The 13,715-nt window shown below is 76.2% G+C and carries 12 protein-coding genes; 4 read left to right on the forward strand and 8 right to left on the reverse strand.

The window, feature by feature from the left end; all coding sequences use genetic code 11:
* Positions 1-93: 93 nt before the first annotated feature.
* The 6 genes from galK to HNR08_RS12965 all read right to left on the reverse strand — a co-directional run bounded on the left by galK (position 94) and on the right by HNR08_RS12965 (position 6,647).
* Positions 94-1,341: a galactokinase gene (gene galK, locus HNR08_RS12940; protein WP_146836778.1), complete on the reverse strand. Its 1,248-nt coding sequence runs from the start codon at positions 1,339-1,341 to the stop codon at positions 94-96.
* The gene (gene galT / locus HNR08_RS12945; protein WP_146836885.1) at positions 1,338-2,492 is read right to left on the reverse strand and encodes a galactose-1-phosphate uridylyltransferase; all 1,155 of its coding nucleotides are present in this window, start codon (positions 2,490-2,492) and stop codon (positions 1,338-1,340) included. The genes galK and galT overlap by 4 nt, the downstream gene beginning before the upstream one ends.
* A gap of 73 nt (positions 2,493-2,565) precedes the next feature.
* On the reverse strand, positions 2,566-3,375 hold the full coding sequence (locus HNR08_RS12950) for a DeoR/GlpR family DNA-binding transcription regulator (RefSeq protein ID WP_183835038.1): 810 nt from the start codon (positions 3,373-3,375) through the stop codon (positions 2,566-2,568).
* Positions 3,376-3,553: 178 nt separating this feature from the next.
* The gene (locus tag HNR08_RS12955; protein ID WP_146836772.1) at positions 3,554-4,720 is read right to left on the reverse strand and encodes an Mrp/NBP35 family ATP-binding protein; all 1,167 of its coding nucleotides are present in this window, start codon (positions 4,718-4,720) and stop codon (positions 3,554-3,556) included.
* Between the two features lie 66 nt (positions 4,721-4,786).
* A complete protein-coding gene (locus tag HNR08_RS12960) occupies positions 4,787-5,326 on the reverse strand; it encodes a DUF1003 domain-containing protein (RefSeq protein ID WP_146836769.1) in 540 nt (179 codons plus the stop codon).
* Positions 5,319-6,647 carry a magnesium transporter MgtE N-terminal domain-containing protein gene (locus HNR08_RS12965; protein ID WP_146836766.1) on the reverse strand — a complete coding sequence of 443 codons (1,329 nt, stop codon included), beginning with the start codon at positions 6,645-6,647 and terminating at the stop codon, positions 5,319-5,321. Before HNR08_RS12965 ends, HNR08_RS12960 begins: the two co-directional genes overlap by 8 nt.
* A 142-nt stretch (positions 6,648-6,789) precedes the next feature.
* Between HNR08_RS12965 and HNR08_RS12970 the strand changes: the two genes are divergently transcribed.
* Complete coding sequence (locus HNR08_RS12970; RefSeq protein WP_146836763.1) at positions 6,790-7,545, forward strand: YflT domain-containing protein; 756 nt, start codon at positions 6,790-6,792, stop codon at positions 7,543-7,545.
* 31 nt (positions 7,546-7,576) lie between these two features.
* Here the strand turns inward: HNR08_RS12970 and HNR08_RS12975 are convergent, their stop codons facing one another.
* On the reverse strand, positions 7,577-9,133 hold the full coding sequence (locus HNR08_RS12975) for an aminopeptidase P family protein (protein WP_146836760.1): 1,557 nt from the start codon (positions 9,131-9,133) through the stop codon (positions 7,577-7,579).
* Between the two features lie 76 nt (positions 9,134-9,209).
* On the opposite strand from HNR08_RS12975, the gene HNR08_RS12980 reads away from it, so the two are divergent.
* From HNR08_RS12980 to HNR08_RS12990, 3 genes are read left to right on the forward strand one after another with little or no spacing between them, the layout of a single operon-like run.
* Positions 9,210-10,052 carry a PHP domain-containing protein gene (locus HNR08_RS12980; protein WP_146836757.1) on the forward strand — a complete coding sequence of 281 codons (843 nt, stop codon included), beginning with the start codon at positions 9,210-9,212 and terminating at the stop codon, positions 10,050-10,052.
* Complete coding sequence (locus tag HNR08_RS12985; RefSeq protein WP_146836754.1) at positions 10,049-10,672, forward strand: MarC family protein; 624 nt, start codon at positions 10,049-10,051, stop codon at positions 10,670-10,672. The genes HNR08_RS12980 and HNR08_RS12985 overlap by 4 nt, the downstream gene beginning before the upstream one ends.
* A gap of 39 nt (positions 10,673-10,711) precedes the next feature.
* On the forward strand, positions 10,712-11,593 hold the full coding sequence (locus tag HNR08_RS12990) for an oxygenase MpaB family protein (protein WP_146836751.1): 882 nt from the start codon (positions 10,712-10,714) through the stop codon (positions 11,591-11,593).
* A 333-nt stretch (positions 11,594-11,926) separates the two neighbouring features.
* Here the strand turns inward: HNR08_RS12990 and HNR08_RS12995 are convergent, their stop codons facing one another.
* A complete protein-coding gene (locus HNR08_RS12995) occupies positions 11,927-13,582 on the reverse strand; it encodes a DEAD/DEAH box helicase (protein ID WP_146836748.1) in 1,656 nt (551 codons plus the stop codon).
* Positions 13,583-13,715: the final 133 nt, after the last annotated feature.

Raw genomic sequence — 13,715 nt, forward strand, 5'->3', positions numbered from 1 at the left:
ACTCGGACGGACGCGCGCGGGCGTGCCCGTCGGAGTGGATCCACCGCGAACCGGTGGGCTCGGCCGCGACGCGCCGGGAGCAGCGGCGCGGGGTCAGGCCGCCGGGGCGGACGCCGTCGCCACGAGGAACGCCGGCGCGTGCAGGTCCGCCGCCGCGAACGCCTGCGCGACGGCCGCGGCCACCGTGTCGACCGCGTCGGCGCGCACCAGGGCGATCGCCGAGCCGCCGAAGCCGCCGCCGGTCATCCGGGCACCCAGGGCACCGGCCTCGAGGGCCGCCTCGACGGCGAGGTCGAGCTCCCGGCAGGACACCTCGTAGTCGTCCCGCAGCGAGGCGTGCGACGCGTCCATCGCGGGGCCGACCTCCTCGACGCGGTCGGCGTCCAGCAGGGCGACGAACTCCTCGACCCGCGCGATCTCCGTGACCACGTGCCGCACGCGCCGGACGAGCACCTCCGCGTCCGCCGAGCCGTCGCCGACCGGCCCGGTGCCGTGCGCGAGGGTCGCGAGGGCGTCGCCGAGCCCGTCGGCGTCGATCTCCCGGAGCGTGGGCACGCCCAGCAGCGCCGCGGCCTGCTCGCACGCGGCGCGGCGGGCGGCGTACTGCCCGTCCACCAGCGCGTGCTCGGCCTTGGTGTCGATGACGAGCAGAGCCAGGCCGTGCGCGGCGAGGTCGAACGGCACGTGGCGCACCCCGCCGTCGCGGCAGTCGAGCAGCAGCGCGTGCCCGGCGCGCCCGCGCAGCGAGACCGACTGGTCCATGCCGCCGGTGCTGGCGCCCGCGATCTCGTTCTCCGCGCGGATGCACGCGGCGGCCAGCGTCGCCCGGCCCGCGTCGTCGGGGGCGTCGCCCGTGCCGGCCAGCCCCAGGCCGAACAGCGCGTCGAACGCGACCGCCGCGGCGCACTCCAGCGCCGCGGACGACGACAGCCCGGCGCCGTACGGCACGCAGGAGTCGACCGCGACCTCGAAGCCGCCGACGTCGTGCCCCGCCTCGCGCAGCGCCCACGCCACGCCGACCACGTACGCCGGCCAGCCGTCGACGGTGCCGGGGGCGACCTCGGACAGGACGACCTCGCGGACGCCGGTGCTCTCCTGCGCCGACACCAGGCGCACGGTGTCGCCGCCGGTGCGGCGGACCGCGACGTACGTGCGGTGCGGCAGGGCGAACGGCAGGCACAGCCCGCCGTTGTAGTCGGTGTGCTCGCCGATGAGGTTCACGCGGCCGGGCGCGGACCAGGTGCCGTCCGGCTCGCCGCCGAACCGGTCCGCGAACAGGGCGCGCACCCGGGCCTCGCCGTCGGCCGGCTCCCAGGCGCCGACCCACACGGGGGCGGTCACCGGGCCACCTCCTGCAGCCGCGCCGCGATGCGCTCCGGGGTCGTGTCGCTGATCCAGGCCGCCATGGCCGACTCCACTCCTGCGAGGTACTTGAGCTTGCCGGGTGCGCGGAGCACCGAGAACACCTGCAGGTGCAGGCGGGACAGGTCGCGGCCCTCGCGGACGGGGGCCTGGTGCCAGCCGGAGATGTACGGCAGCGGGATGGGCGCCCCGGAGTCCGGGTCGACGAAGAACCGGTCGAGCCGCCGCAGCAGCTCCAGGTACGTCACGGCCAGGTCGGCGCGCTCGGCGTCGGTCAGCGCCGGCAGGTCCGGCACGTCCCGGCGCGGCGCGAGGTGCACCTCGACGGGCCAGCGCGCCGCGAACGGCACGTACGCGACCCAGTGCTCGGACTCGAGCACGACCCGCGCGCCGTGCCGCAGCTCGGCGTCGAGCACGTCCCGCCCGAGCAGCCGGCCGGTGCGCTCGGCGTGCGCCCGGGCCTGCCCGAGCATCGCCTGCGTGCGCGGCGTCAGGTACGGGAACGCGTAGATCTGGCCGTGCGGGTGGTGCAGGGTGACGCCGATCTCCTTGCCGCGGTTCTCGAACGCGAACACCTGCTCGATGCCGGGCACCTCGCCGAGCGCGCGGGTCCGGTCGGCCCAGGCCTCGACGATGGTCCGCATCCGGCGCGGCGACACGGTGCCGAGCGACGCGGTCGGGTCGGAGGAGAAGCAGATCACCTCGCAGCGCCCGGCGGCCGGGCGGGACGGCCACAGCTCCTCGCCCCCGGACAGGGTGACGACGTCCTCGACGCCCGGCACCGCCATCAGGGACGGGAAGCGGTTCTCGAACACGACCACGTCGTAGTCGGTGTCCGGGATCTCGCCGTCGGAGTACGCGGCGCCCGGGCGCGCGGGGGCCAGCGGGTTCGCGTCCGCCGGCGGCAGGAACGTGCGGTTCATCCGGTGCGCCGCCATGGGGATCCAGTCGCCGGTCAGCGGGTCGCGGCGCAGCTCCGGGCCGGTGACCGGGCGGGCCACGCCGTCCGCGCCGACGACCGGGGCGAACCGGTCCGGCAGCGGGCGGGGGTCGTCCAGCCGGCGGGTCGCGTCGCCCGCGACGTACGGCGCGGAGTCGTCGAAGTAGAACAGGTCGCGCCCGTCCGCCATCGTCGTGCGGGTGCGGCGCACCTCGGGCGTCAGCAGCGTGCTGTCCACGGGGGTGTCGGCGAGGGTCACGCGGTCAGGTCTCCTTCGACAGGGCGGGGGTCGGGACGAGCAGGGTGCAGCCGGCGTCGGCCAGGACGGCGCGCGCGGGCCCGGGCAGGCCGTCGTCGCTCACGAGGACGTCGACGTCGGTCAGCGGGGCGATCCGCGCGAGCCCGACGACGCCCCACTTGGTGTGGTCGGCGAGCACGGTCACCGCGGCGGCGCACGCCAGCAGCGCCCGGTCGGTGGCCGCCTCGGCGAGGTTCGGGGTCATGAGGCCGGACTCGTCCAGCCCGTGCACCCCGAGGAACAGCCGGTCGACCCGCAGCGTCGTCAGCGCGGTGTCCGCGACCGGCCCGACGAGCGCGTCCGACGGGGTGCGGCTGCCGCCGGTGAGGATGACGTCCAGCGGCCCGGCGCCGGGGGCGGCGCGGTGCAGCGTCTGCGCGACGGGCAGCGAGTTGGTGACGACGGTCAGCGGGCGCAGGGCGGGGTCGGCGGCGATCCGCTGCGCGAGCAGGTGCGTGGTGGTGCCGCCGGACAGCGCGACCGCCTGGCCGGGCTCGACGGTCGCGGCGGCGAGGAGGGCGATGGCCTCCTTCTCGCCGGTCGACCAGGTGGACTTCGCCTCGAAGCCCGGCTCGTCCGTGGGGCGGCCGGCGGCGTCCGGGGCGACCGCGCCGCCGTGCACCCGGCGCACCAGCCCCGCGCGGTCGAGCTCGGTGATGTCGCGGCGCACGGTCATCTCGGAGACGTCGAGGCGCTCCACCAGGTCGGCGACGCGGACGGCGCCGTGGGCGCGCACCTCCGCGAGGATGCGGTCCTGCCGTTGACTCGCGAGCACCCCGACAGTATCCACCACAACCGCACACGAACCAACACCGGGGCACCGTGCCGCGCGCTGCCCGCTTCGCCTGCGCGCTGCCCGCGCGTCGCCGAGACGGCACGATCCGACTGTCCCGCCGGTTCGGGAGGGCGCGGATCCTGCAGTCTCGGCCCGGTCAGCCGTGCAGCGCGTCGGGTCAGCGGCCCACCGGGGTCAGGCCCAGCGACTTGCCCGCCAGGCCGCGGGAGCGGCCGGCCAGGGAGCGGGCCACCTCGCGCAGCGCGGTCGCCGCGGGGGAGCCGGGGTCCGTGAGGACCACGGGCGTCCCGCCGTCGCCGGCCTCGCGCAGCCGGATGTCCAGCGGCACCTGGCCGAGCACGGGCACCGCGGTGCCGGTCGACCGGGACAGGCCCTCGGCCACCCGCGCGCCGCCGCCGGAGCCGAACAGCTCCAGCCGGGTGCCGTCGGGCTGCTCCAGCCACGCCATGTTCTCCACGACCCCGACGACGCCCTGGCGGGTCTGGGTCGCGATCGACCCGGCGCGCTCGGCGACCTCCGCGGCCGCGACCTGCGGGGTCGTCACCACGACGATCTCCGACCCCGGCAGCAGCTGCGCCACGGAGATCGCGATGTCGCCGGTCCCGGGCGGCAGGTCCAGCAGCAGCACGTCGAGGTCGCCCCAGAAGACGTCCGCGAGGAACTGCTGCAGCGCGCGGTGCAGCATCGGCCCGCGCCACACCACGGGCTGGCCCGGCGGGACGAACATGCCGATCGAGATGACCTTGACCTCGTGCGCGATCGGCGGCAGCAGCATCTCGTCCACCCGCGTGGGCGGCTGGGTGACGCCGAGCATCCGGGGGATCGAGAAGCCGTAGATGTCCGCGTCGACGACGCCGACCCGCAGCCCGTCGGCCGCCATCGCGACCGCGAGGTTCGCGGTGACCGACGACTTGCCGACGCCGCCCTTGCCGGAGGCGATCGCGAACACCTTGGTCAGCGACGTGGGCTTGCTGAACGGGATCTCGGGCTCGGGACCGCCGCGCAGGCGCTCGGTGAGCGCGGCGCGCTGCTCCGGGCTCATGACGCCGAGCGCCATCCGGACCTCCGCGACGCCCTCGACGGACTCGACCGCGGCCGTGACGTCCTTCGTGATCGTGTCGCGCAGCGGGCAGCCGGCCGTCGTGAGGTCGATGCCGACGGTGACCCGCGCGCCCTCGGGGAGCGAGGTGTCGACGTCCACCGAGCGGACCATGCCCAGGTCCGTGATCGGGCGGCGGATCTCCGGGTCGACCACCCGGGTCAGGGCCTCGCGCACGGCGGCGGCGACGGCCTCGGGATCACGGGGGTCCAGGGCGGGCGGCATGCCGTCCATCGTAGGTCCGCCCGCGGGGGACCCCCGCCGCCGGGGCGCGCTGCCGCGGTGCGACGGTCAGGCGGTGTCGCGCGCGACGCGCTCGCCCGTGCCCCGGGCGCGGTCCGGCTCGTCCTCCTCGGCGGCCGCGCGCTCCTCGGCCAGCTCCTCCAGCAGGTTGCGCAGCTCCGACCGCACGAAGTCGCGGGTCGCGACCTCGGACAGGGCGATGCGCAGGGCGGCCATCTCGCGGGCGAGGAACTCGGTGTCGGCGAGGTTCCGCTCGGCGCGCTGCCGGTCCTGCTCGGCCTGGACGCGGTCCCGGTCGGTCTGCCGGTTCTGCGCGAGCAGGATGAGCGGCGCGGAGTACGACGCCTGCAGCGACAGCATGAGGGTCAGCGCGGTGAACCCGTTGGCCGCGGAGTCGAACCGCAGGTGCTCCGGGCCCCACGAGTTCCACACCAGCCACGCGATGCAGAACAGGCTCAGCCACAGCAGGAACCGCGGCGTGCCCATGAACCGGGCGATGCCCTCGGAGACCTTGCCGAAGGCGTCCTCCTGGAGGCGCGGCAGCAGCTGGCGGCGGGAGGCCTTCGGGGTGTCGAGGCGCTCAGGCACGACGGCCTCCCCTCGGGACGGGACGCGGGGCGGACGGGCTGACCACGGGGACCGCGCCGGTCGTCGGCGGCACCTCCTCGTCGGTCTCGCGCCAGTCCTCGGGCAGCAGGTGGTCCAGCACGTCGTCGACGCTGACCGCCCCGAGCAGGCGGCGCTCGCCGTCCACGACCGGGATGGCCAGCAGGTCGTAGGTCGCCATCCGCCGCGTGACCGCCAGCAGGGGCGCGTCCGCGGTGACCGGCTCGATGTCGGTGTCCACGGCGGTGCCGATCGCCTCGTGCGGGGGCTCGCGCAGCAGGCGCTGCAGGTGCACGACGCCGATGAACCGGCCGGTGGGGGTCTCGAGCGGGGGCCGCACGACGAACACCATCGACGCCAGGGCGGGGGTGAGGTCGCGACGCCGCACGTGCGCGAGCGCCGCGGCGATCGGGGTCTCCGGGCCGAGGACCACCGGCTCGGTCGTCATCAGGCCGCCCGCGGTGTTCTCCTCGTAGGCCAGCAGCCGGCGGACGTCGCGGGCCTCCTCCGGCTCCATGAGCTCGAGCAGCTCGGCCGCCTGGTCGTCGGGCAGCTCGCCGAGCAGGTCGGCCGCGTCGTCGGGCTGCATGGCCTCGAGGACGTCGGCGGCGCGGGCGCGCTCCAGGCCGGACAGGATCGCGACCTGGTCGTCCTCCGGGAGCTCCTCGAGGACGTCGGCGAGCCGCTCGTTGTCCATCGCCGCGGCCACCTCGAGCCGCCGCGTGGTCGTGAGGTCGTGCAGGACGTCGGCGAGGTCGGCGGGCTTGAGCTCGTCGTACTGCGCGAGCAGGAGCGCGGCGCCCTGGTCGGCGGACGTCCGCGCGAGGCCCGCGATCTCCTCGATGTCCAGCAGCTCGGGCTCGCCCCGCCGGCGCAGCAGCCCGCCGCGGCCCGGGCGGTGCTTGCGCACGAACACCTTGGACACCAGCCAGTCGCCGTTGCGCTGCCGCTCGATGGCGACGTCCTCGACGGTCGCGTGCCCGGTGCCGTCCGCGAGCCGGACGGTGCGGTCGAACAGCTCGCCGACCACGAGCGTCTCGAACGGGCGCTGCTCGAAGCGGCGCATGTTCACCAGCCCGGTGGAGATCACCTGGCCCGCGTCGATCGCCGTGACCCGGGTCAGCGGGACGAACACCCGGCGCCGCCCCGGCACCTCCACGACCAGGCCGACGGCCCGCGGGGCGCCCTTGGGGCGCAGCAGGACGACGACGTCGCGCACCCGCCCGACCTGGTCGCCGATGGGGTCGAAGACGGAGGTCCCGGCGAGCCGCGCGACGAACACTCGGGTCCCGGGGCCGCTCACGGGGGTCAGCGTAGACGCCGCGTCGCGGCGGTCGCAGCGTGGCACGGCGGGACCTGGGCAGAACCTGGACCTCGACCATGAAGTCCCTGCGCAGCGGCCCGGGACCTGGCGGCCGGGCGGCCCGCTGGGTGAGGATGGAGCCATGTCGTTCACCGGAGCCCGCGTCCCCCGCACGCCCACGCTGCCGCAGGGCGAGACCGTCGCGTCCTACGGCACCTACCTCGAGGCGCAGCGGGCGGTGGACCACCTGTCCGACCGGCAGTTCCCGGTGCAGCTCGTGACGATCGTCGGCACCGACCTCAAGATGGTCGAGCGGGTCACCGGGCGGCTCACCTACGCGCGCGTCGCGATGGGCGGGTTCGGGTCCGGGGCGTGGTTCGGCGTGTTCGTCGGCCTGCTCTTCATGCTGACGAGCAACAACGCGGGGATCCTGCTGACCGCGGTCCTCGTCGGCGGCGGGTTCGGCCTGCTGTTCTCGGTGATCCTCTACTCGTTCACCGGCGGCAAGCGGGACTTCACGTCGCAGAGCCAGATCGTCGCGTCGCAGTACGCGGTGCTGTGCCAGCGGGAGAAGGCGGACGACGCGCGGCTGCTGCTGCGCGAGCTCGGCGGCGTCCGCGCCGGCGCGCCGACGCCGGTGCCGCCGGCCGCGCCGTTCGGGGCGCGGCCGTCCGACCCGACCGGGACGTACCCGGTCGCCCCGGCCGCCCCGCCCGCGCCCGCGCAGCCGGGCGAGCCGGTGCAGCCGCGGTACGGCCAGCTCGCCCCGCAGCCCGCGCAGCCGCCGGCCGAGCCGCGGTACGGCCAGCTCGCGCCGCAGCAGCCGCAGCCGCCCGCCTCGCCGGAGCCGCCGGCCGCCGAGCCGCCGACGGGCCCGGCGCCCGACAAGCAGGACTGACCAGGGACGGAGCAGGGGCCGCCGCCCCGGGTCAGCGCCCGAGCAGCCCCGCCATCCAGGCCTCGACGTCCTCCGGCCGGCGGGGCAGCGCGGCCGACAGGTTCTCGTTCCCGTCCGCGGTCACGAGCACGTCGTCCTCGATCCGCACGCCGATGCCGCGCAGCTCCTCGGGGACCCGCAGGTCGTCCGCCTGGAAGTACAGGCCCGGCTCGATCGTGAACACCATGCCGGGCTCCAGCACCGCGTCCAGGTACATCTCGCGGCGCGCCTGGGCGCAGTCGTGCACGTCGAGGCCGAGGTGGTGGCTGGTGCCGTGCACCATCCACCGGCGGTGCTGCTGGCCCTCGGGGTCGAGCGACTCGGCGGCGGACACCGGGAGCATGCCCCACTCGTCGAGACGGGCGGCGACGACCTCCATGGCCGCCGCGTGCACGTCCCGGAACCGCGCCCCCGGCACGGCGACCGCGAACGCGGCGTCCGCGGCGTCCAGCACGGCCTGGTACACCCGGCGCTGCGCGTCCGTGAACGTGCCGTCCACGGGGAGCGTGCGGGTGATGTCGGCGGTGTAGAGCGAGTCGACCTCGACGCCGGCGTCGATCAGCACGAGCTCGCCCTCGCGGACCTGGCCGTCGTTGTCCGTCCAGTGCAGCGTGGTGGCGTGCGTGCCGGCCGCGGCGATCGTCTCGTAGCCGACGTAGTTGCCCTCGACGCGGGCCTGGGACAGGAACGTGCCCTCGATGACGCGCTCGCCGCGGCGGTGCGCGACCGCCTCCGGCAGCCGGCGCACGACGGTCTCGAAGCCCTCGACCGTCGCGGCCACCGCGCGGCGCAGCTCGCCGACCTCGTGCTCGTCCTTGACCAGGCGCAGCTCCGACAGCGCCTCCACCAGCGCGGCGTCGCGCTCGCCGGCGTCCTCCGTGGCGCGGATCTCCTCGACCACGGCCTCCACCGCCTCGTCGACCTCGGGGACCACGAGCAGCCGGATGCCGTCGGTGCCGACGTCCTTGGCCAGGGCGTCCCGCAGGTCGTCGCTGTGCGCGGTGCGGATGCCCGTGACGGTCTGCATGTCCTCGAGCGTCGGGCGGGGGCCGACCCAGAACTCGCCGTACCGGGCGTCCGAGAAGAACTCCTCGGTGTCCCGCCCGGCCAGCGGCCGCATGTAGAGCACCGCGCGGTGCGTGGACCGTGTGCCGTCGGGGAGCTCGTCGCCCTCGCCGTCCGCCGCCGGGTGCAGCACGAGCACCGCGTCCGGCTCCTGCTCGCCGCCCAGGCCGGTCAGGTGCGCGAACCCCGAGTGCGGGCGGAACCGGTAGTCCGTGTCGTTCGAGCGCACCTTGTACGCGCCCGCGGGGACGACCAGGCGCTCGCCCGGGAACCGCTCCGCGAGCCGCGCGCGGCGCACCGCGGTGAACGGCGCGACGTCGGCGGGCACCGCCGTGCTCGCCGGGCGCTCCGCCCAGCCGGACGTCACCCACTCCAGGAAGGCGGCGGAGGACGGGCGCTGGCTGCGGTTCTGGCCGCGGTCGGCGAGGGTCTGCTCGTCCTGCGCGTGCGCGGGGGAGGACTCGGGCGTGGGTTCGGTGGCCATGCGCCCCAGTCTGGCACCGCCCGGCGGGCGCCGTCGGGCCCCCGGTCCCGGGGTTCCGCGCCGGTAGGCTTCCGCGGTGCGCATCGACCTCCACACCCACTCGTCGGCCTCGGACGGGACCGAGCCGCCCGCGGGCGTGGTGGCCGCGGCGGCCGCCGCGGGCCTCGACGTCGTGGCGCTCACCGACCACGACACGACCGCCGGGTGGGACGAGGCGTCCGCCGCCGCGCGGGAGCACGGCATCGCCCTGGTGCCCGGCACCGAGGTGTCGGCGCTGTCCCGCGGCGTGAGCGTGCACCTGCTGTCCTACCTGCAGGACCCGGCCGACCCGGCGCTCGCGGACGTGATCGCGCGGACCCGGGACGCACGGCTGCACCGCGGGCGGGCGATCGTCGAGCGGCTCGCGCAGGACCTGCCGATCACCTGGGACGACGTCGTCGCGCAGCAGGCGCCCGGCACCGTCGTCGGCCGCCCGCACATCGCCGACGCCCTCGTCGCCCTCGGCGTGGTGCCCGACCGCTCCGCCGCGTTCGCCGACCTGCTGTCCGCGCGCGGCCGGTACTACGTGCCGTACTACGCCCCGGAGGCGACCGAGGCCGTCGAGGCGATCCGCGCGTCCGGCGGTGTGCCCGTGTTCGCGCACCCGGGCGCCGACGGGCGCGGCCGGATCGTGCCCGACGCGGTGATCGCGGAGCTCGCCGACGCCGGCCTCGCGGGGCTGGAGGTGCACCACCGCGACCACGGCCCCGAGCAGCGCGCCCGGCTGACCGCGCTCGCGGACCGGCTGGGGCTGCTCGTCACCGGGTCCAGCGACTACCACGGCACCGGCAAGGAGAACCTGCTGGGCGAGAACACCACCGCCCCGGACGCGCTCGCGGAGATCGAGCGTCAGGGCAGGGTCGCGGTGGTGGGACGATGAGCACCGTGCTCGACTGGCGCCTCCTGTCCGAGGTCTTCATCACCCTGTTCGTCATCATGGACCCGCCCGGGACCGTCCCGATCTTCCTCGGCCTGACCGGCGCGATGACCCGGCTGCAGCGCAACCGGGCCGCCCGGCAGGCGATCCTCGTCGCGTTCGGCGTCATCCTCGTGTTCGCGGTGTTCGGGCAGAGCCTGCTGTCCTACATGCACATCTCGCTGCCCGCGCTCCAGGCGTCCGGCGGCCTGCTGCTGCTCCTCGTCGCCATGGAGCTGCTGACCGGCAAGGCCGAGGAGCCGCAGCCGTCCGGCAACGCCAAGGTGAACGTCGCGCTGGTGCCGCTCGGGACCCCGCTGCTGGCCGGGCCCGGTGCGATCGTCGCCGTCATGGTGTTCGTGCAGCAGAGCGACGGGACGCTCGCCGACTGGCTGGCGATCGCGCTCGGCATCGTGCTGGTGCACATCACGCTGTGGCTCGCGATGCGGTTCGCCGGGGTGATCCACCGCCTGCTGGGGGAGTCCGGGACCACGCTGGTCACGCGGATCGCCGGTCTGCTGCTCGCGGCCATCGCCGTGCAGCTCGTCGCCGACGCGGTCGTGGCGTTCGTCGAGGCCGCCTGACGGGGTGCGCCGCGGCGTCCGCGGGGTGACGATCGGGGGGTGACCCCCACGACCGGCACCCTGCGCGGGCGGCTCGGTGGCGAGCTGTTCGCCCGGGTCGCCGGCCCGCGCGGCGCCCAGGTGCGCGAGCGGATCCACGGCACGCCCGGCCCCCGCTGGTTCGGCCCCGACGACGCCATCCGCCGCGTGCACGGCGACGCGTCGATGTTCGTCGGGGGGCTCACCGCGCTGCTCCTGCAGTCCTGGCACCCGCTCGCGATGGCCGCCGTCGCCGCGCACTCCGGCTACCGCGGCGACCCCTGGGGCCGGCTGCAGCGCACCAGCACCTTCCTCGCCGTGACGACGTTCGGCACCGCCGAGCACGCCCAGCAGGCCGTCGACACCGTCCGGGCGATCCACGACCGGGTGCGAGGGGTGACCGCGGACGGGCTGCCGTACGCCGCGTCCGACCCGCACCTGCTCGAGTGGGTGCACCTCACCGAGGCGCACGCGTTCCTCACCGCGCACCAGCGGTACGGCGCCCACCCGCTCGACGCCGCCGGCTGCGACGCCTACGTCGCCCAGGGCGCCCGCGTCGGCCGGGCCCTCGGCGCGCTCGACCTGCCGGACACCGTGGCGGGCCTCCGGGCGCGGCTCGACGGCTACCTGCCCGAGCTCCGCGGGACGCCCGAGGCCCGGGAGGCCGCGGAGTTCCTGCTTGCCGACCCGCCCGTGCCCGTCCCCGTGCGGCTGCCGTACGCCGTGCTCGCGGCGGCCTCGATCGGGCTGCTGCCGCGGGCGGCCCGGGCGCCGCTGGGGCTGCCGGACCGGCCCCGCCTGGACGCGACCCTGGCCCGCGCCGGCGGGCACGCGGTCACCCGCGCGGTGCGCTGGGCCCTCGCGACGACGCCCCCGCCGCCGACGGCGGACGCCGCGGGCTGACGCGGGCCGCGAGGTCGTCGGTCGCGCCCGGGCGAGGCCGCGGCCGGGCCGGGCTGCGGCAGCCGCGAGGTCGTCGGGTGCGCCCGAGGTCGTCGGTTCCGCACCCGCGCGACGGGCGCAACCGACGACGTCGGCACCCGGGCCCCGGCCCCATGGTCACGCACTCGCGAGGTCGAGGGTTTCGTGCGAGGTCGAGGGTTTCCGCGCGGTCCGGTGAGGGAAACCCTCGACCTCGGCGACCGGAGCCGCCCCCGGGCGCGCCCCGCCCGGACAGCGCGAGGGCGCCCCGTCGGGTGACGGGGCGCCCTCGCGGGTGCTGCGGGTGCCGGGGGCTCAGCCCTCGGCCGGGGCCTCCGGGGCGTCGCCCGCGGGACGGCCCCCGCGGGTGCGACGGCGGTTCCGGCGGCGGCGCGGCGCGGCGCCGGCCTCGTCGGGACCCGTGGCACCCACGGCCGGGCCGGTGGCGGGCTCGGCGCCGGCCTCGGCCGGGCGGTCGCCGGAGCCCGAGCCGCGGCGGCGGTTGCGGGAGCGCCCGCCCTCGCGGCCCTCGCGCGCCTCGGACCCGCCGGAGCGCCCGCGCTCGCCACGCCCGCCGTCGCGGTCGCCGCGACCGGAGGAGTGGCGCTTGCCGGTCTCGCCGAGGTCCTCGATCGCCTCGGCGTCCAGGCCCTCGCGGGTGCGCTTCGAGCGGGGCAGCCGGCCCGTCGTGCCCTCGGGGATGCCGAGGTCCGTGAACAGGTGCGGCGAGCTGGAGTAGGTCTCCTGCGGCTCCGGGAACCCGAGTTCGAGGGCCTTGTCGATGAGGCCCCAGCGCGGCACGTCGTCCCAGTCGACGAACGTCACGGCGGTGCCCTTGTGCCCGGCGCGGCCGGTGCGGCCGGTGCGGTGCAGGTAGGTCTTCTCGTCCTCGGGGCACTGGTAGTTCACGACGTGGGTCACGTCGTCGACGTCGATGCCGCGGGCGGCGACGTCGGTGGCGACCAGGACGTCGACCTTGCCGTTGCGGAACGCGCGCAGCGCCTGCTCGCGGGCGCCCTGGCCGAGGTCGCCGTGCAGCGCACCGGCGGCGAACCCGCGCTCGATGAGCTCGTCCGCGACCTTCGCGGCGGTGCGCTTGGTGCGGGCGAACACGATGGTCAGGCCGCGGCCCTCGGCCTGCAGCAGGCGGGCGAGCACCTCGACCTTGTCGAGGGCGTGCGCGCGGTAGACGACCTGCTTGATGTTCTTGACGGTCTTGCCCGCGTCGTCCGGCTCGCTGGCGCGGATGTGCGTCGGCTGGGTCATGTAGCGGCGCGCCATCGCGACGACGGCGCCCGGCATGGTGGCCGAGAACAGCATGGTGTGCCGGGACGCGGGGGTGCGGGCCAGCAGCTTCTCGACGTCGGGCAGGAAGCCGAGGTCGAGCATCTCGTCGGCCTCGTCCAGCACGACGCACTTGACGCGGGACAGGTCCAGGTGGCCCTGGTTCATCAGGTCGATCATGCGGCCCGGCGTGCCGACGACCACCTCGACGCCGCGGTTCAGCATCTCGATCTGCGGCTCGTAGGCGCGGCCGCCGTACAGCAGGGCGACGCGCACGGACCGGCGCCTCGACGCGGTCTCCAGGTCGCCGGCCACCTGCACCGCGAGCTCGCGGGTCGGGACGACGACGAGGGCCTGCGGCTTGCCCGGCGCGGGCAGGGCGTCGAAGCCCTCCTCGTCCGGCGCGACGACGCGGTGCAGCAGCGGGACGCCGAAGCCGAGCGTCTTGCCGGTGCCGGTCTTGGCCTGGCCGATGATGTCGTGGCCGGACAGCGCCACGGGCAGGGTCATCGCCTGGATGGGGAACGGGGTGGTGATGCCGGCGTCGGCGAGGGCGGCGACGATCTCCGGGCGGACGTCGAAGTCCGCGAAGGTCACGTCGGCGGCCTGGACGGACGCGGCGGTGGGCACGTCGACGGTGTCGGCGACGACGTCCTCGGGGAGGACGGTGGGTTCGGTCGAGGTCACGGACTGCTCTTCACTCGTGAAGGTGGCGTGCCGCGCGCCGCTCCCGGGACCGGGCACCGGCGGGCATCGCCACGGATGGTCCGGCAGCCGATCGTGCAGGTCAGTCGAGGCGGTCCGGACGCCCGGGGGCGTC

The sequence above is a fragment of the Cellulomonas hominis genome, assembly GCF_014201095.1.
Classification (GTDB): Bacteria; Actinomycetota; Actinomycetes; order Actinomycetales; family Cellulomonadaceae; genus Cellulomonas; species Cellulomonas hominis.